The sequence below is a fragment of the Sphaerisporangium rubeum genome (assembly GCF_014207705.1).
Taxonomy (GTDB): Bacteria; Actinomycetota; Actinomycetes; order Streptosporangiales; family Streptosporangiaceae; genus Sphaerisporangium; species Sphaerisporangium rubeum.
This window is the reverse complement of sequence record NZ_JACHIU010000001.1, coordinates 5,367,857-5,385,900: the sequence shown is the minus strand read 5'-3', so window position 1 is coordinate 5,385,900 and position 18,044 is coordinate 5,367,857. Positions and strand designations below refer to the sequence as shown.

General features: G+C 71.5%; 16 protein-coding genes. 9 read left to right on the top strand and 7 right to left on the bottom strand.

Annotation, left to right across the window (positions count from 1 at the left end; all coding sequences use genetic code 11):
• Positions 1 to 128 precede the first annotated feature (128 nt).
• The 3 genes from BJ992_RS22920 to dapB are packed head-to-tail and all read left to right on the top strand — an operon-like array spanning position 129 to position 4,552.
• Positions 129 to 2,447, top strand: a complete 2,319-nt coding sequence (locus tag BJ992_RS22920) for a polyribonucleotide nucleotidyltransferase (protein ID WP_184984311.1) — start codon at positions 129 to 131, stop codon at positions 2,445 to 2,447.
• On the top strand, positions 2,447 to 3,754 hold the full coding sequence (locus BJ992_RS22915; RefSeq protein WP_184988749.1) for an insulinase family protein: 1,308 nt from the start codon (positions 2,447 to 2,449) through the stop codon (positions 3,752 to 3,754). The genes BJ992_RS22920 and BJ992_RS22915 overlap by 1 nt, the downstream gene beginning before the upstream one ends.
• 60 nt (positions 3,755 to 3,814) lie before the next feature.
• On the top strand, positions 3,815 to 4,552 hold the full coding sequence (dapB, locus tag BJ992_RS22910) for a 4-hydroxy-tetrahydrodipicolinate reductase (RefSeq protein WP_184984309.1): 738 nt from the start codon (positions 3,815 to 3,817) through the stop codon (positions 4,550 to 4,552).
• Between the two features lie 9 nt (positions 4,553 to 4,561).
• On the opposite strand, the gene BJ992_RS22905 is transcribed toward dapB, so the two are convergent.
• From BJ992_RS22905 to BJ992_RS22895, 3 genes are all read right to left on the bottom strand, one after another.
• A complete protein-coding gene (locus BJ992_RS22905) occupies positions 4,562 to 5,431 on the bottom strand; it encodes a 1,4-dihydroxy-2-naphthoate polyprenyltransferase (RefSeq protein WP_184984307.1) in 870 nt (289 codons plus the stop codon).
• Between the two features lie 85 nt (positions 5,432 to 5,516).
• Complete coding sequence (locus BJ992_RS22900) at positions 5,517 to 6,137, bottom strand: GNAT family N-acetyltransferase (protein ID WP_184984306.1); 621 nt, start codon at positions 6,135 to 6,137, stop codon at positions 5,517 to 5,519.
• Between the two features lie 165 nt (positions 6,138 to 6,302).
• Complete coding sequence (locus BJ992_RS22895) at positions 6,303 to 7,727, bottom strand: aminotransferase-like domain-containing protein (RefSeq protein WP_184984304.1); 1,425 nt, start codon at positions 7,725 to 7,727, stop codon at positions 6,303 to 6,305.
• Here BJ992_RS22895 and BJ992_RS22890 point away from each other — a divergent pair.
• A complete protein-coding gene (locus BJ992_RS22890) occupies positions 7,726 to 8,664 on the top strand; it encodes a DMT family transporter (RefSeq protein WP_184984302.1) in 939 nt (312 codons plus the stop codon). The two genes, BJ992_RS22895 and BJ992_RS22890, sit on opposite strands and share 2 nt — an antisense overlap.
• 8 nt (positions 8,665 to 8,672) lie before the next feature.
• Here the strand turns inward: BJ992_RS22890 and BJ992_RS22885 are convergent, their stop codons facing one another.
• On the bottom strand, positions 8,673 to 9,413 hold the full coding sequence (locus tag BJ992_RS22885) for a GntR family transcriptional regulator (protein ID WP_184984300.1): 741 nt from the start codon (positions 9,411 to 9,413) through the stop codon (positions 8,673 to 8,675).
• 479 nt (positions 9,414 to 9,892) lie between these two features.
• Between BJ992_RS22885 and dapA the strand changes: the two genes are divergently transcribed.
• Complete coding sequence (gene dapA, locus BJ992_RS22880; protein ID WP_184984298.1) at positions 9,893 to 10,807, top strand: 4-hydroxy-tetrahydrodipicolinate synthase; 915 nt, start codon at positions 9,893 to 9,895, stop codon at positions 10,805 to 10,807.
• Between the two features lie 230 nt (positions 10,808 to 11,037).
• Positions 11,038 to 12,723 carry a ribonuclease J gene (locus BJ992_RS22875; RefSeq protein WP_184984296.1) on the top strand — a complete coding sequence of 562 codons (1,686 nt, stop codon included), beginning with the start codon at positions 11,038 to 11,040 and terminating at the stop codon, positions 12,721 to 12,723.
• 54 nt (positions 12,724 to 12,777) lie between these two features.
• Here BJ992_RS22875 and BJ992_RS22870 read toward each other — a convergent pair whose 3' ends face one another.
• Positions 12,778 to 13,455 (bottom strand): histidine phosphatase family protein, encoded by a 678-nt coding sequence (locus tag BJ992_RS22870; RefSeq protein WP_184984294.1) that lies wholly within the window; start codon positions 13,453 to 13,455, stop codon positions 12,778 to 12,780.
• Positions 13,452 to 14,678 carry a PEP/pyruvate-binding domain-containing protein gene (locus BJ992_RS22865; RefSeq protein WP_184984292.1) on the bottom strand — a complete coding sequence of 409 codons (1,227 nt, stop codon included), beginning with the start codon at positions 14,676 to 14,678 and terminating at the stop codon, positions 13,452 to 13,454. The genes BJ992_RS22870 and BJ992_RS22865 overlap by 4 nt, the downstream gene beginning before the upstream one ends.
• Positions 14,679 to 14,843: 165 nt before the next feature.
• Between BJ992_RS22865 and BJ992_RS22860 the strand changes: the two genes are divergently transcribed.
• From BJ992_RS22860 to BJ992_RS22850, 3 genes are all read left to right on the top strand, one after another.
• On the top strand, positions 14,844 to 15,239 hold the full coding sequence (locus BJ992_RS22860) for a DNA-binding protein (RefSeq protein WP_184984290.1): 396 nt from the start codon (positions 14,844 to 14,846) through the stop codon (positions 15,237 to 15,239).
• Entirely contained in the window at positions 15,236 to 15,871 is a 636-nt protein-coding gene (locus BJ992_RS22855) for a transcriptional regulator (RefSeq protein ID WP_184984288.1), read from the top strand. Before BJ992_RS22860 ends, BJ992_RS22855 begins: the two co-directional genes overlap by 4 nt.
• A gap of 209 nt (positions 15,872 to 16,080) precedes the next feature.
• Entirely contained in the window at positions 16,081 to 16,635 is a 555-nt protein-coding gene (locus BJ992_RS22850; protein ID WP_184984286.1) for a DUF402 domain-containing protein, read from the top strand.
• Positions 16,636 to 16,698: 63 nt separating this feature from the next.
• Here the strand turns inward: BJ992_RS22850 and BJ992_RS22845 are convergent, their stop codons facing one another.
• Complete coding sequence (locus tag BJ992_RS22845) at positions 16,699 to 18,015, bottom strand: pectate lyase family protein (protein WP_184984284.1); 1,317 nt, start codon at positions 18,013 to 18,015, stop codon at positions 16,699 to 16,701.
• Positions 18,016 to 18,044 lie beyond the last annotated feature (29 nt).

The window sequence follows — 18,044 nt, the reverse complement described above, 5'->3', positions numbered from 1 at the left end:
GGAACCGGCACGACGGAGCCGGGCACCGCCTCGCCTGAGCGCGGCGACCGCCGCCCGGCCCGGCGCGTGCCCCCAGCGAGTGTGATCAAGCGCATGGACGCGGGCGACCGACCAAAAGGAGGTCCCCCGTGGAGGGTGTCCACAGCACAGAGGCCGTGATCGACAACGGCTCTTTCGGCACGCGTACCATCCGGTTCGAGACCGGGCGGTTCGCGCGCCAGGCGGCGGGAAGCGCCGTCGTCTACCTCGACGACGAGACGATGGTCCTGTCCGCCACCACCGCGTCCAAGCATCCCAAGGAGAGCCTGGACTTCTTCCCCCTCACCGTGGACGTCGAGGAGCGCATGTACGCCGCGGGCCGCATCCCCGGCTCGTTCTTCCGCCGTGAGGGCCGGCCGTCCGAGGACGCCATCCTCACCTGCCGCCTCATCGACCGTCCGCTGCGTCCGTCCTTCGTCAAGGGCCTGCGCAACGAGGTGCAGGTCGTGGCGACCATCATGGCGCTGAACCCCGACCACCTGTACGACGTCGTGGCGATCAACGCCGCGAGCCTGTCGACGCAGCTCGCGGGCCTGCCGTTCTCCGGCCCGATCGGCGGCGTGCGCGTCGCGCTGATCAACGGCCAGTGGGTCGCCTTCCCGACCCACGCCGAGCTGGAAGGCGCGACCTTCGACATGGTCGTGGCCGGCCGGGTGCTCGACGACGGCGACGTCGCGATCATGATGGTGGAGGCCGAGTCCACCCGCGACACGCTCAAGCTGGTCGCCGACGGCGCCGTCGCGCCGACCGAGGAGACCGTGGCCGAGGGTCTCGACGCCGCCAAGCCGTTCATCAAGGTGCTCGTCGAGGCGCAGAACAAGATCGCTCAGGCCGCCGCCAAGGAGACCCAGCAGTTCCCGATCTTCCTGGACTACCAGGAGGACGCCTACGACGCCGTCGCCGGCGCCGTCCGGAGCGAGCTGGCCTCCGCGCTCACCATCGCGGGCAAGAAGGAGCGCGAGGCCGAGCTGGACCGCGTCAAGGCCCTGGCCGCCGAGAAGGTCGCCTCCGACTTCGAGGGCCGCGAGAAGGAGATCTCCGCCGCGTTCCGCTCGCTCACCAAGAAGCTCATGCGCGAGCGCGTGATCAGCGAGGGTGTGCGCATCGACGGCCGTGGCACCAAGGACATCCGGCAGCTCAGCGCCGAGGTCCATGTGGTGCCTCGCGTGCACGGGTCGGCCCTGTTCGAGCGTGGCGAGACCCAGATCCTCGGCATCACCACGCTCAACATGCTCCGCATGGAGCAGATGATCGACACGCTGAACCCCGAGCGCACCAAGCGCTACATGCACAACTACAACTTCCCGCCGTACTCCACCGGTGAGACCGGCCGCGTCGGCTCGCCGAAGCGCCGCGAGATCGGCCACGGCGCGCTCGCCGAGCGCGCGCTGATCCCGGTGCTGCCGAGCCGCGAGGAGTTCCCGTACGCCATCCGCCAGGTGTCGGAGGCCCTCGGGTCCAACGGCTCCACCAGCATGGGGTCGGTCTGCGCCTCCACGATGGCGCTGCTCGACGCCGGTGTGCCGCTCAAGGAGATGGTCGCCGGCATCGCGATGGGCCTGATCGGCGAGGGTGACCAGTACGTCACGCTGACCGACATCCTCGGGGCCGAGGACGCCATGGGTGACATGGACTTCAAGGTCGCCGGCACCCGTGACGTCATCACGGCGCTCCAGCTCGACACCAAGCTGGACGGCATCCCCGCGACGGTGCTCGCCTCGGCGCTCAAGCAGGCCAGGGCCGCACGTCTCGCCATCCTCGACGTCATGCGCGAGGCGATCGACTCCCCGGCGGAGATGAACCCGACCGCGCCGCGCATCATCACGATCAAGGTCCCGGTCGACAAGATCGGCGAGGTCATCGGCCCGAAGGGCAAGATGATCAACCAGATCCAGGACGACACCGGCGCCGAGATCACGATCGAGGACGACGGCACCATCTACATCGGCGCGACCGACGGCCCGTCCGCCGAGGCGGCGCGCAGCACGATCAACTCGATCGCCAACCCGCACATGCCGGAGATCGGCGAGCGCTACCTCGGCACGGTCGTCAAGATCGCGGCGTTCGGCGCGTTCGTCAGCCTGCTGCCCGGCAAGGACGGCCTGCTGCACGTCTCGCAGATCCGCAAGCTGCACGGCGGCAAGCGCATCGAGAACGTCGAGGACGTCATGAACGTCGGCGACAAGGTCCAGGTCGAGATCGCCGAGATCGACGCGCGGGGCAAGCTGTCCCTGGTGCCGGTCGAGGTCATCGAGAAGGAGAGCGCGGCCAGGGCCGAGTCCGGTGGCGGCGACGCGGCCGGCGACGCCGAGCCGCGCGAGGCCGAGCGGTCCGAGCGGTCCGAGCCGCGCGGCGACCGGCCGCGCCGTACCCGCACCCGCGGCGGACGGGACGACCGCAACTCGTGATCACCACCACTCTGCACCCCGGTAAGGACGGTGCCGGCGTCGTACGCCGCACCGTCCTGCCCGGCGGGCTCCGCGTGGTGACCGAGACGATGCCGACCGTGCGTTCCGTCGCGGTCGGCGCCTGGGTCGGCATCGGATCCCGTGACGAGGCGTCCGAGCACATGGGGGCCACCCACTTCCTTGAGCACCTGCTGTTCAAGGGCACCCCCACCCGGGACGCGCTGGAGATCTCCGCGGCCATCGAGGGCATCGGCGGCGAGATCAACGCGTTCACCGCCAAGGAGTACACCTGCTACTACGCGCGGGTCCTCGACGAGGATCTGCCGCTCGCCATCGACGTGCTCGCCGACGTGGTGACCTCGTCGCTGGTCACCGCCGAGGACGTCGAGTCCGAGCGCGGCGTGATCCTCGAAGAGATCGCCATGCACGACGACGACCCCTCCGACGTGGTGCACGAGCAGTTCTCCGCGGTGCTCCACGGCGACGCGCCGCTCGGCCGGCCGATCCTCGGGTCGGTGGAGTCGATCCAGGCGCTCTCGCGCGACCGCATCGCCGAGTACTACCAGCGGTACTACCTGCCGCCGTACACCGTGGTGTCGGTGTGCGGCAACATCACCCACGAGCGGGTGGTGGAGCTCGTGGCCGCGGCCTACGAGCGCGCCGGCGCGCTCGGCGGGTCCGCCGAGCCCCGGCCGCCGCGGTTGTCCGGCGACGGCGCCGAGCCGCGCTCGGGGGTGAAGGTCGTGGACCGGCCCACCGAGCAGGCCAACCTCGTGCTCGGCACCGTCGGCCTGTCCCGCACCGACGACCGGCGCTTCGCGCTCGGCGTGCTGAACGCCGCGCTCGGCGGCGGCATGTCGTCCCGGCTGTTCCAGGAGATCCGCGAGAAGCGGGGCCTCGCCTACTCGGCGTACAGCTTCACCGCGCAGTACGCCGACACCGGCCAGTTCGGTGTCTACGTCGGCTGCCTCCCCGGCAAGATCGACGAAGTGCTGAAGATCTGCCGCGAGGAACTCGACCGCGTCGTCGCCGAGCGCCTCACCGACGAGGAGATCGCGCGTGGCAAGGGCCAGATGCGCGGCGGCCTCGTGCTCGGCCTGGAGGACACCGGGTCGCGCATGTCCCGCATCGGCAAGAGCGAGCTGGTGTACGACACCCTGATGTCGGTGGACGAGGTCCTCGCCAGGATCGACGCGGTCACCCCCGAGGAGATCGACGCCGTGGCCCGCGAGATCATCGCTCAGCCGATGAGCCTCGCCGTGATCGGCCCGTACTCCGGCAAGGACTTCTCCGCGCACATCGCCTGACCCGCGTACGCGCCTGGTCCCCGGTCCGCGCGACCGGTGGCCTGGCGCTACGCTTGGTCCGTGATCAGGGTAGGAGTTCTCGGCGCCAAGGGGCGCGTGGGTGTCGAGGTGTGCAAGGCCGTGCACGCGGCCGACGACATGGAGCTCGTGGCGGCGATCGACGCCGGCGATCCCATCGACGCGCTGTCCGCCGCCGAGGTCGTGGTCGACTTCACCCACCCCGACGTCGTCATGGACAACCTCAAGTGGTGCGTCGAGCACGGCGTCCACCCCGTGGTCGGCACCACCGGCTTCGACGGTTCCCGTCTGGACACCGTCCGCGGCTGGCTGGCGGACAACCCCGGTGTGAACGCGCTGATCGCCCCCAACTTCGGCATCGCCGCCGTCCTGATGATGCACTTCGCGCAGCAGGCGGCCCGCTTCTTCGAGTCGGTGGAGATCATCGAGCTCCACCATCCCAACAAGGCCGACGCACCCTCAGGCACCGCGCGCCGCACCGCCGAGCTGGTGGCCGAGTCCCGCCGCAAAGCCGGCCTCGCTCCCATGCCGGACGCCACCACGAGCGAGCTCCCCGGCGCACGCGGCGCCGACGTCGACGGCGTCCGCGTCCACGGCATCCGTCTCGCCGGCTTGATCGCTCACCAGGAGGTTCTCCTCGGTGGCGACGGCGAGACCCTCACCCTCCGCCACGACACCATGAACCGCTCGTCCTTCACCCCCGGCGTCCTCCTCGGCGTCCGCCGCGTCCGGGACCTCCCCGGTCTCACCGTGGGCCTGGAGCACCTCCTGGATCTTTGACCCCCGGCTCTACAGGGCCAGGCCGACGGCCAGGAGCAGGCCGTAGACGAGCTGGATGCGGCCGGTCTGCTTGAGGGTGGTCACCAGCGCGACGCCGGTGGTTCCGGTGAGGACGGCGCGCGCCGGGGGGACGGCCAGGGGAAGCGCGAGCAGGGTCAGCGCGGCGAAGGGCCGGGCCGGGGTCAGGGCCAGGGCCACGGCGAACGGCAGGAGCATGCAGGCGGCGTAGAGGGTGCGGGTGCGGGGGTCGCCGAGCACCACGGCCAGGGTGCGTTTGCCCGCCGGTTCGTCGGTGGTGAGGTCGCGCAGGTTGTTGACCACCAGGAGCGCGCAGGCCAGCAGGCCGACCGGGACGGCCGCGGCCGCCGGCAGCCATGGCAGGCGTTCCATCTGCACATACGACGTGCCGGTCACCGCGACGAGACCGAAGAACACGAACACCGAGATCTCGCCGAGCGCGCGGTACCCATAGGGCCGCTCTCCTCCGGTGTAGAACCACGCCGCCGCGATGGCGAGCGCGCCGACCACCAGCAACCACCAGACCCGCGTCACGACCACCAGCACCAGCCCCGCGACGGCGGCCCCGAGGAAGCACACCAGCGCCGCCGTCAGCACGGCACGAGGCGTGGCCACCCGCGACCCCACGAGCCGCAACGGTCCCACCCGGCCCTCGTCGGTCCCGCGCACCCCGTCGCTGTAGTCGTTGGCGTAGTTCACCCCGACCTGCAGCAGCAGCGCCACCACGAGCGCCAGCAGGGCCCGCCACCACACGCCGTCCCCGTACGAGACCGCCACCCCGGTCCCGACCGCCACCGGCACCACCGCCGCAGGCAACGTGCGAGGCCGCGCTCCCGCGACCCACTGACCCGCTGTAGCCACTCTCACCCTCCGCGCTCTCATCTCACCCCAAACCGCCCAGCAGGCTAACGGACGCCGGAGGTCGCCGTTGCCTCGCGGTCCGGGGTCAGCTGATGTCGGTGGTCAGACGGATCATGCGGATGGGCCGTCCCATGTCGAGGACCCGCTCGGCCTCGTCGGGAGCCCAGCCCGCCGAGGAGAGGAAGCCGTGCATCGCCTGGTCCTCGGCGAAGATCCACGTGACGACGGTGGAGAAGCCGTCCTCACGCAGATGATCGACGGTGGCGTTGAGCAGGCGGCTGCCGTGGCCGCGGCGGGTGTGGCCGGGCTCGACGAGCAGGGTGAGCAGTTCGGCGGCCTTGGCGGAGTCCAGGTCGGGATCCTCGGCGGGGGAGTGGGACGCCAGGCCGACGACGTACTGCCCCGGTGCGACGGGCTCCAGCGGAGGCCGGCCGAGGTCGTCCCCCTGGAACGGGCCGGGATCGAGGGAACCCAGCAGGTCCAGGGTCTCGACGGCCACCAGCAGGCGGTGGCGCGGGCTCGGCGGGGCGACCACGGCGTCCTCCCACTGCTGGTGCCACAGCGCCTCGGACGAGGGACCGGTCATCTGTTCCAGCGGACCCTCGGGGAGGAACCCGGCGAATCTTGACCTCCACGCGCGGATCTGGGTGGCGGTCACCGCCGTGACGTCCTCACGCCGCGCGGCACGCACCCCCACGTCTGCCATCTCGCCGACCCCTTTCCGGTCGTCACGTTCCCGTCGAGCGATCCGGCCCTGCGTGCGCCTGGCCGGACATCCACGACAAGGAACGCACGTAAGAACCGCACGTAGGCGGGACCCACCCCCACCGTATCGGCATCCCGCGGACCGGGACCCCTCTGCCTGGCGGGGTCAGCGGTGCGCGGACCCGGGATGCGTGGTGATGTGGTGATACGCGGCGGCGAGCCGGCGCACCCCTTCCGCCAGTTCGCCGGTGTGCGCGGCGGCGGTGTGCGTGAGACGCAGGTGCGGGGCCGGCGGTTCGGCGGGGTGGTACATGGCGCCGGGACTGACCAGCGCGCCTTCACGCTGCGCACGCTCCACCAGGGCCGTCTCGTCGGTCTCCCCCGGAAGCCGCACCCACAGGTGCAGGCCGCCGGAAGGCAGGAGCCGCACCCGCGCCTGCGGCAGATGCCGTTCCAGCGCGGCGGCCAAGGCGTCGCGGCGGGGGAGCAGCTCGGTGGCGATCGTCGCGCGGTGGCGGCGCCACGCGGGGGAGGTGAGGAACTCCAGCGCCGTCTCCTGCAGGGGCCGGGGGACGAAGAACGACTCCACGAGCTGCGCGGCACGCAGCCGCCGGGCCGCGGGGCCGCGTGCGGTGATCCCGGCCACGCGCAGGCTCGGCGCGGTGACCTTGCTCAGGGAGTTGACGTGGACGACGGTGCCGTGGACGTCCATGGAGATGAGCGACGGCGGGACGGCGCCGGCGGCGAGGTAGCGGCCGTAGTCGTCCTCGATGACGAACGCACCCGCCGCGCGCGCCACGGCGAGCACCTGCTCGCGGCGCGGGGACGGCTGGGTGGCTCCTGTGGGGTTGTGCAAGGTCGGCTGGCAGTAGAACACCCTGGCGCCGGTGACGGCGAACGCCTCGGCCAGCAGGTCGGCGCGCACCCCCTGCTCGTCCACCGGCACCCCGACGACCCGCAGCCCCGCGGTCCGTGCCGCCGCGAGCGCGCCGGGGTAGGTCGGCGTCTCCACCAGCATCGGCCTGCCGGGTCCGGTCAGCGCGCGGAAGGCGTGCGAGAGGGCCGCCTGGCCGCCGCTGACCACCAGCACGTCGGCCTGCGTGGCGTCGCCTCCGGCCTCGGTGGCGAACCACCGCCGCAGCCCGTCGACCCCGCCGAGCGGCGGAACCCCCCACACATCGGCTCGGCGCACGGCCCGCGTGGCCGCGCTCGTGAGCCCCTTCAGCGGCTGCAGGTCCGGGTGCGGGTAGCCGCCGGTGAGCGCGATCACCCCTTCAGGCGCGGGGCTGAGCAACGTCGCGACCTCGGCGTCCCCCACCGCGCGGTCCTCGAGCGCGACGGCCTGCCACGAGAAGTCGGCCGCGTCTCCCTTGGCGGCGGTGTCCCCGGCGGCGAAGGCGCCGCTTCCCGGCCGCGTCACCACGCGTCCCTCGGCCGCCAGCATCGCCAGCGCGCGGGACACGGTCACCGGGCCGACGCCGTACCGGCGGGAGACCTCGCGCATGGACGGCAGTCGTCCGCCGGCGCCGGCGCGGTCGGCCTCGTCGCGCAGTATCGCGGCGATCCTGGCGATACTGCTATCGTCATTCATGAGAAATAACAATAGCGCTATCACCTCCGCTGAGATACCGCTTCCCCGTGCGGAACCCGCCGCCGCGCGTGGCTCCCTGCGGTGGGGGACGGCCCTGGCCGCGACCGGGGTCGTCTCGTTCTCGATGACCCTTCCCGCCACCGCGTTCGCGCTGCGCGGCCTCGACCCGTACTTCGTGGCGATCGGCAGAGGAGCGCTGGCGGTGGTCGCGGCCGTCGCGTGCCTGGTCGCCACCGGAGCCCCCGTGCTGCCGCCGCGAGCCCGCCTCCGGTCGTACGCCGTGATCTCGCTCTGCGTGGTGTTCGGCTTCCCCGTCCTCAGCGCGCTGGCCCTGCACGCCGGTGCCGATGTCGCGCACGGCGCGGTCGTCATCGGGCTGCTGCCGCTGGCCACGGCCGTGTGCGCGGTCGTGCGTGCCGGGGAGCGGCCCCGGGTGCTGTTCTGGGTGGCGAGCGTCGCGGGGGCCCTGGCGGTCACCGTCTTCACCGTGGGACGCGGCGACGGCCGTCTCGCCGTCGCCGACCTGCTGCTGGTCGGCGCACTGATCTCGGCCGCGGTCGGCTACACCGAGGGAGCCCGCATGGCCCGCGACACCCCCGGACTCCAGGTGATCGCCTACGCCTTGGTGGTCGCGGCCCCCGTCACGATCCCGGTGACCGCCGGCCTCCTGCTGTTCGGCGACCAGTCGTTCTCCGCGCCGGCCTTCGGCGGGTTCCTCTACGTCGGCCTGGTCTCGATGTTCCTCGGCTTCGTCCCCTGGTACGCGGGCCTGGCTCGCGGCGGCATAGCCCGCGCGGGCCAGACCCAGCTGCTCCAGCCCTTGCTGACCATGGTGTGGGCCTGGCTCCTGCTCGCGGAACCGGTCGACCCCGCCACCGTCACCGCCGCACTGGCCGTGCTCCTCTGCGTCGCCGCCACCCAGCGCACCCGTGTCTGACCCGGTGGTCAGGCGCCGAGGGGGACCGAGTAGACGAGACGGAACCGGTTGCCGGGGACGACCACGTCGCTGGTCTCGACGGGACGGTCCACCGACCAGTGGGTCCGCTCGACATGGAGGACGTGGACACCGGAGGGAAGGTCCAGAAGGTCGCTCTCGTGGGGTTGCGGGACCCGGGTGTGGACGCTTTCCCGGATGTCGGTCACCTTGACGCCGGCGGCGCTCAGGCGGGCCAGCAGGCTCTTGCGCGCGGTGGTGCCCTCGTCGGGGAGGCGGAGGGTGCCGGTCAGGTCGGCGGGCTCGTAGGAGGTGGCGAGTTGCATGGGGGTGCCGTCGGTGCGGAAGACGTAACGGGTGCGGATCACGGGGGTGAGATCGGGGAGGGCCAGGCGGCGCGCGATCTCACGGGTGGCCTTGACCTGGTCGGTGCGCCAGTCCCAGGTGGCGCGCCGGCCCGCGGCCCGCATGTCGGCGGCGAACGGAGCGTCGTGGTCGAGGTTGCGGCAGCGCTGCAACGGCTGCAGGACGGACCTCTCACGGACGTAGTGGCCCGAGCCGACCTTGCCGACGATGAGACCCTCGGCGGCGAGCACGCGCAGCGCGTGACGGGCCGCCGTCTCGCCGACGCGGAAGCGCTGGGTGAGCTGAGCGCGGGAGGGGATCGGCGCGCCGGGTGGCAACGTGCCGTCGGCTATCTGGCTCCGCAGCTCTTCGACGACACGTAGATACACCGGGTCGTTGCCAGTCATCCGTCCACCCTGGAGTACTCGGAGATCGTTTTCCTATCTTGCCGTAACCATTAGACGACTAGGAGTAATGACCGAAACTTGGAGCCCCAACTTTACCAAACGCGATTCTCCAGGGGCACTGCGTGACGGAAATCGGGACCGGTCCATCCGGTGATTCGAACGCCGGCCCCGCCGAGGTGCGACGATGCGTGAGAGATGCGCACTGCTCCCGGCGTGCGGCGATCCCGCCGGCGACCTTAGGGCCCGCCGGAACGCCGCCACGAGGAAGCGGCCGAAAATTCTCCGTAGAACCGTGTAACGCACGCGTAAGCCGCCACGATTGTTCGGATAGAGGCCGCCGATGTGTGTACCCCCGAGCACATATCGGCGGCCTCTATCCATCTTGGAACGTCGCCGGCCCCGCCGGACGCCTCGCGGACTACGGCGAACCGGGGTGGCGGGGTCCACCGTCACCACCGGATCCGGGTACCGTTCGGTCTATGGCATCGCCACTCGCATCCTCCGGCGCGCCCTTCGGCCGCATGCTGACCGCCATGGTCACCCCCTTCACCGCCGACCGCGCTCTCGACGTCGACCGCGCGCAACGACTGGCCACCTACCTCGTCGACGAGCAGAAAAACGACGGCCTGGTGGTCAGCGGCACGACAGGGGAGTCCCCCACGACGTCCGATGCCGAGAAAGACCTGCTGCTGCGAGCCGTGCTGGAGGCCGTCGGCGACCGCGCCACGGTGGTCGCCGGTGTCGGCACCAACGACACGGCCCACTCGATCGAGGTGGCCAAGGCCGCCGAGCAGGCCGGCGCGCACGGCGTGCTGCTGGTGACGCCTTACTACAACAAGCCGCCGCAGGAAGGCCTGTACCACCACTTCGCCTCGGTGGCCGACGCCACCGGCCTGCCGGCGATGCTGTACGACATCCCCGGCCGCACCGGCACGGCGATCGCCGTCGAGACGCTGATCCGCCTGGCCCAGAATCCCCGCGTCGCCGCCGTGAAGGACGCCAAGGGCGACTTCTTCGCCTCGTCCGAGGTCATGCTCGCCACCGGGCTCGTGTTCTACTCCGGTGACGACGCGGTGAACCTGCCCTGGCTATCGGTCGGGGCCGCCGGGTTCGTCAGCGTGGTGGGTCACGTGGTCGGCGCGCAGCTCGCCGACATGATCGGCCGCTACCGCGCCGGCGACGTCAACGGCGCCAGGGACATCCACCAGCGTCTGCTGCCGGTGGTGGCGGGCATCATGAACCGCACCCAAGGCGCGATCATGGCCAAGGCGGCGCTGGACCTCGTCGGCCAGTGGGGCGGCCCGCTGCGTCTGCCTCTGGTGGAGGCCACCGAGGAGCAGTTCGCCGCGCTGCGGGCCGATCTGGTCGCCGGCGGCGTCAAGCTGGCCGACTGAAACCGTCCACCCGGAGGCGGTGGCCCGGCCCATCGGGCCGCCGCTCATCCGGCCTGGACCACCGAACGCCGAGATATTGCGCAATATCGGAAAGATGCCGCAGGGTACACGCGGCGAGGAGGAACGGATAGTTTGCGAAAGAGATACCGCGAAGAAGGCTCGCGCCGCGCGCGACGGCTCGGCGAGGGAGCCGTACCCGCGCGCCGGGCCGGTGCACACGGGGGGAGAACATGAGCCATCCGCATCCCGAACTCGGGCCGCCCCCACCGCTCGCCGAGCACGGCCTGCGCATCGTCGCGCTCGGCGGCCTCGGTGAGATCGGCCGCAACATGGCCGTCTTCGAGTTCGACGGCAGTCTGCTGGTGGTCGACTGCGGAGTGCTGTTCCCCGAGCCCGAGCAGCCGGGGGTCGACCTGATCCTGCCGGACTTCGAATACATCCGCGACCGTCTCGACGACATCGAGGCCGTCGTGCTGACCCACGCGCACGAGGACCACATCGGCGCGGTGCCGTACCTGCTGCGTGAACGATCCGACATCCCGCTGGTCGGTTCGATGCTGACGCTCGGCCTGATCGAGAGCAAGCTCACCGAGCACCGCATCCAGCCGGTCAAGGTCGAGGTCGCCGAGGGGGAGCGGCGCCGCTTCGGGCCGTTCGAGTGCGAGTTCTTCGCGGTCAACCACTCCATCCCCGACGCCTTGGCCGTGGCGCTGCGCACCCCGGCGGGGCTGGTGCTGCACACCGGCGACTTCAAGATGGACCAGTTGCCGCTCGACGGCCGCCTCACCGACCTCGGCGGTTTCGCCAGACTCGGCGCCGAAGGCGTGGACCTGCTGATGTCGGACTCCACCAACTCCGAGGTGCCCGGTTTCGTGCCGAGCGAGCGCACCATCGGACCGGTGATCGACGAGGTGTTCCGCAGCGCCGAGAAGCGCATCATCGTCGCGTGCTTCGCCTCGCACGTCCACCGTGTGCAGCAGATCTTCGACGCCGCCGAGGAGAACGGCCGCAAGGTCGCGCTGATCGGCCGTTCCATGGTCCGCAACATGACGGTGGCCCGTGAGCTCGGCTACCTGCGGGTTCCCGCCGACATCCTGGTCGACTCCCGCGAGATCGAGGAGTGGCCGCCGGAGGACGTGGTGCTGATCTGCACCGGGTCGCAGGGTGAGCCGATGGCGGCGCTGTCGCGCATGGCCAACCGCGACCACCCGATCCGGGTGGCCGAGGGTGACACCGTGGTGCTGGCGTCGTCGCTGGTGCCGGGGAACGAGACCGCGGTCAACAAGGTCATCAACGGGCTCACCCGCTGGGGTGCCAGGGTGGTGCACAAGGGCAACGCGCTGGTGCACGTCTCGGGCCACGCCGCGGCCGGCGAGCTGCTGTACGTGCTCAACCTCACCAAGCCGTCCAACTTCATGCCGGTGCACGGCGAGTGGCGCCACATGCGCGCGCACGCCAAGCTCGCGGCGCTGACCGGCGTGCCGGACGACCACATCGTGATCGCCGAGGACGGCGTCGTGGTCGACCTGGTGGACGGCCGTGCGCGCATCACCGGTGCGGTGCAGTGCGGCTACGTCTACGTGGACGGCTCGTCGGTCGGCGCGGTCACCGACGTCGCGTTGAAGGACCGGCGCATCCTCGGCGACGAGGGCTTCATCTCGGTCGTCGTGGTGGTGGACTCCACCACCGGCAAGGTGACCGGCGGCCCCGAGGTGTACGCGCGCGGCTCCGGCATCGAGCTCGCGGCGTTCGACGCGGTGATACCGCTGATCGAGAAGGCCCTGGAGGAGTCGGCGGCCGACGGCGTCGCCGACCTGCAGCAGATGCGCCGGGTGACCCGGCGCATCGTCGGCCGCTGGGTCAACGAGAGCTACCGCCGCCGGCCCATGATCATCCCAGTGATCGTGGAGGTCTGACCGGCGCGAGCCACCTCCGCGGTGATCGTGGAGGTCCGGCCGGCGCGAGCCACCTCACGGCCTGACGCGCTCGGGGAAACCCGTCCAGCGCAGATCGGCCGGGAGGTGGCTCATGTCGTTGAACACCACGACGGCAGGCGGCGCGTCGTCGCGGTACTCGATGACCGTCAGCGCGGCGTTGCCGCTGTTCAGCCCGAGCCACCGCGCCGGCGGCGCGTCCAGCGCGTGCCGCACCAGCCACGCGATCTGGAAGGCGTGCGTCACCAGCACCTCGTGCACGTCTGGTCCTGTCGCGTCTGGTTCGCTTGCGCTCGGTTCGCTCGCGGTTGCTCCGGCCGACCTCGGTTCGGTCGCGTCTGAGGCCTTCGCGTCAGGGATCTTCGCGAACCGCGCGACCAAGGCATCGGCGAGTCTCCGGCCCATTGCCGCCTCCTTGTCGTCGCAGCCGTCGAGGTAGCCGGTCCAGCGCGGCGGCGTCTCGGCCGCGCTCGGCACGTACGGCACATGGTCGGTGAGCTCGGCGGCCTCGCGCACGGGGACGTCCGGCAGGTGCCGCGCGATCTCGTGCGCGCTCGCCACGGCGCGCGGCAGCGGGGAGTGCCACACGGCGTCGACCGGCAGGCCGGCGAGCCGTTCGCCGAGCAGGCCCGCCTGCCGGTGGCCGGCGGCGGTGAGCTCTCCCGTCGCGTCGGCCGCGCCGTGGCGTACCAGGTAGAGCACTCGGGTCGTCATGATCGGCCTTCCTGGGTCACGGTGCCGGCGGTGCCGTCGACGGTGACGGCACCGCCGTCGCGCAGCCTGCTCGTCGCGTCTGGCACGCCGAGTACGGCGGGGATGGCGTACTCCCTGGCGACGATAGCCGCGTGGGACAGCACGCCGCCGACCTCGGTGACCACACCGGCGGCGACACGCAGCAGCGGCGTCCACGCGGGGTCGGTGAAGCGGCAGACCAGGATGTCTCCCTGGTGGACGCGCGCGAAGTCGGCAGGACCACGGACGATCCTCGCCGCGCCGGTCGCCGTCCCGTGGCTCCCTGGTGTTCCGGTGAGCGCGGCCGGTGTTCCGGCGGACGGGGCCGGTGGGGTTTCGTGGACGCCGGACGGTGGAGGGGTGGCGGTGACCGGCCGGGCCTGAAGGATCCAGACGTGGCCCTCGGCGACGGCCCACTCGATGTCCTGTGGTCCGCCGAGCACGGCGGCGATCTCGTCGCCGAGCGCGGCGAGCCGCCTGGCGGTCGCGTCGCCGATCGACGGCCGGTGCCGGTCGCGCGCGGGGACGTCGCCGACGATCAGTCGCGTGCCGTGCCGGTCGAGCCGGGTGCTCTTGTCCGCGACGGTGCGGGCCACCGATCCGTCCCCGGCGATCCGGTAGGTGTCAGGGGTGACCGTCCCTTGGACGACGCTCGGACCAAGACCCCATGCGGCCTCGATCCGGGTCGCGTCGCCGGCGCCGGCGGGGGTGAACATGACCCCGGACACCTCGGCGTCCAGATGGCGCTGCACGAGGACGGCCATCGCGGGTTCACCGGCCGTCCGTCCGTCCCGGGCCCGGTAGCCGGCCGCACGCGCCGACGACAAGGAGGCCCAGCAGGCACGCACCGCGCCGGCGACGTCCTCGGCCCCCCGCACGGCGAGAAAACTCTCGTACTGTCCGGCCGCCGACGCCTGAATGGTGTCCTCGTCCGCCGCCGACGAGCGCACCGCCACGTACGGGTCGCCGAGATCCCCGAGCGCACGTGTCAGCGCGTCGGCGAGGGAGGTCTGGAGCGGGTCGGCCTCGGTCACCTGCCGCGCCGCGCCGCCACCCTCCGGCGGTGCGAGTCCCGACGCCGGGGAGGCGGTGAACGGGACCACGAAGCCGTCGGGAACCGGCAGTCCCGCGCGCAGCAGAACACCGAGCGTGCCGGCCTTGCCTCCGCAGGTCCCGGCGGCGGCCTTTGTCAGAGGTACGAGCACTGGCTGCGCCTTCCACCAGGTTGTTCGCGGGTTGTCGCGGGGACCTCGACCAGGGGTTTGAGCACCGGCGGCGCCTCCCGGCGGTAGCTGCCATCGACGTACGAGCACGATCACGTCATCAACATTTTGTTGACAACATTTTGTTGATTGTGCAGCATGAGTGGCATGCCTCGCAAGCCGGACATCACACACACCACTCACGCCGACCAGCTCCAGGCCCGGCGTGAGCGGGACGCGCGTGCGCGTCTCATGAGCCTCGGTGCGGACGCGCTGGAGGCACGACCGTGGCGGCCACCGCCGGTTCCGCCGTCGGCGTCCGATCTCGTGCAGTTCGCCGTGTGGCGTCAGGCGGACCTCGGTCCGCAGGACGTCCTGAGCGTGCTCACCCTGCTGCCGGCGGCACGCGCGGAGACCGACGGGCTCGAATCGGCCTTGCTGTTCGTGGCCAGGAGCGCGGGGCTGACCTGGGCCCAGATGGCGCACGCGATGGGCTTCAACTCACCGCAGGCGTGCCAGCAGCACTTCAACCGCCTGGCCGCGCGACAGGATGGTGGCGCATGACGCGGGACTCCTCGTTCGGCCTGCTGGTGCTGCACGCCGTGCGCGTCACCGGGTTCGCCGACACCCCCGTGCTGGCTCGCCGGTACGGACTCGGTGCGGCCGAGACCGAAGAGGAACTGCGCGACGCCGAGGCACGGGGCTGGGTCACGCACACGTCCTTCGCCGGCACCGGCGGCTGGTCGCTGACCGAGGCGGGTCGCGCCGAGAACGAACGCCGCCTCGCGGACGAACTCACCGGCGCCGGCGGCGCGGACGAGGTGCGTGACGTCTACCGTCGGTTCCTCCCGCTGAACGCCATGCTTCTCAAAGCCTGCACCGACTGGCAGCTGCGGCCCGCCGGCGGCGACCGGCTCGCCGTCAACGACCACAGCGATCCGGTCTGGGACGCCGGAGTCCTCGCCGAGCTGGCCTGCGTCGGCCGTGCGCTCACGCCGCTGGGGGATCGGCTCGCGAAGGTGCTCACGCGCTTTCGCGGATACGACGAACGCTTCACCGCGGCGCTCGACCGGGCCAGAGGCGGCGACGGCGCATGGGTCGACCGCACCGACGTCGACTCCTGCCACCGGGTGTGGTTCGAACTCCACGAGGACCTCATCGCCACGCTGGGGATCGACCGGCACGCGGAGGTCTGACCGTCCCCCAGCCGGAGATCGACCGGCGAGCACGTGGAAACGTCGACCGGCGCGAGGGGGTCTGACCGTCCCACAGCCGCAGAGATCGACCGGCGAGTACGTCGACCGGTACGGGGAGCTCTGACCGTCCCGCGTGCCGTGGCCGCCGCACGGGACCGGATCCGGCGTAGGTTTCTCGCCGGGACCTGTCGCCGTCGTGAGGAGCCGTCATGACCGAACTCGGAGCCGATCCGCCACCCGTCGTCACCGGTGCCCCCGGTGCCTTCGGTGCGGCGGTCGCGGTCCGCTACACCAAGTACGACGGTTCGCTGCACTGGCACCACCAGGGCCGGCTGCTCGGCGAGGACGAGCACGGCGTCTGGACCGGATGCCCGGTGAACACTCCAGGTGGCCGGGGCACCGAGGTGTCCCTGGTCTGGGACCACGCCTTCGTCATGCTGTTCCCGAGGGACGCGTGGTTCACCGTGAACTTCAACGCGCCGCCGGAGCGCCTGGAGGTCTACTGCGACATCACGACCGTCCCGCGCTGGCGCGACGGCCTGGTGACCATGGTGGACCTGGACCTCGACGTGATCCGCCTGCGGGACGGCGAGACGTTCCTCGACGACGCCGACGAGTTCGCCGAGCACCGGGTCCGTTACGGCTACCCGCCGGACGTCGTCGCCGAGGCCGAGCGTTCATCCGCCTGGCTGATGGACGCCGTACGTGACCGCCGTCCGCCGTTCGACGGCACGCACGAGCGCTGGCTCGCCGAGGTGATGTGACGCCGGCGGCCCGGAGCCGGGGGACCCGTCCGGCTCCGGGCCGCCGCCCGGTGGCCCGCCGCGTCAGCGCAGCCGGCCGGCCCCCGCGAGCAGGGGCACGGTGAGCGGGACCACGACAGCGGGGTCGATCCGGGTGTGCAGCGTGGGGGTCCAGCCCACGTCGGGGGACAGGTCGGGGTCGTGGGTCGCGTTGTGCTCGGCCAGCAGATCCACGGTACGCACGCGGTGGCCCTGCGCGACCAGGCTGCGTTCGGCGTGCAGTGCGGTGCCGCCCCAGTTGTAGATGATCTCGCCGAGCGGCACGGCGGCCCCGAGCCGGAAGAAGTTGTCCTGCGCGTAGATCTTGGACTGCACGCCGGCGCCGAAGCTGTAGACGTACCCGGCGCCGTCCGGCACCTCGTAGTGGTTGTTGTAGACGTGCACCTGGCCGAACCGTACCCGTGGCGCGCGCTGCAGGATGGTGTCGAACACATTGTGGTGCACGGTGACGTTGAGCTTGCCGAGGTCGGTGGCCGGGTTGTTGGTGGAGCCGATCAGCATCGTCTTGTCGTGGCCGGCGAACCGGTTCCACGACACCGTCGCGAGGTCGGAGCCGCTGGTGATGTCGAGCTGGCCGTCGTGCACCTGGTAGGGCCGGCCGAAGTACAGCGGCTGGGCCGAGTCGGGGTTGTCACCGTCGTCGAAGGTGTTGTGGTCGGCCCACACGTGCGTGGACCCGGTGACCGAGACGTTGTCGTACAACGAGTTCCAGTTGCCGTCCGCGCCGTCGGTGGGGTCCCACTGCGGGAAGCAGTCGTAGGCGTCCTGGAAGTGGATGTTGCGGATGATGACGTTGTCGGCCTTGTCGATGTGCAGGTTGAAACCCTTCAGCACCGCGTGGCCGACCCCGACGATGGTGGTGTTGGATCCCACCTTGGGTTTGATCCACGCGGTCTGCCGCGCCGCCGAGGCGGCGCGCGCGTCCTCCATCGGCCCGGCCGGCTCGGTGTCGCGGCCCCACACCGCCGGGTCGTACGCGGCGAGGTAGCCGTCGAGTGTGTAGCCGCCGGTGGCGTGGTCGTCGCAGGTGAGCCTGCGGCCGTCGTCACCGGTGGCGGCGTCGATGACGCCTCTCACATAGATGATCTTCGGGGTGGGGTCGGCGCGGTTCAGCGCGGCGACCAGCGCGGCCCGCGTGGTGACGGTGTACACGTGTGCCGCGTCGGCGGCGGCGCCACCGGTGGTGCCGGCGCCGGACGACCCCCACCCGTCGCCGGCCGGCAGGGTCTGCCGGCCGAGGGGGACGCCGTGCGCGGACGCGGGCCCCGCCGGTACGGCGAGCGCGGTGGCCGCGCACAGGGCCGCCGCTGCGACGGCGGCCCGGCGTGAAGGTGTTCTCATGGGGGATGTACCTCCTGGGTCAGGCGGAG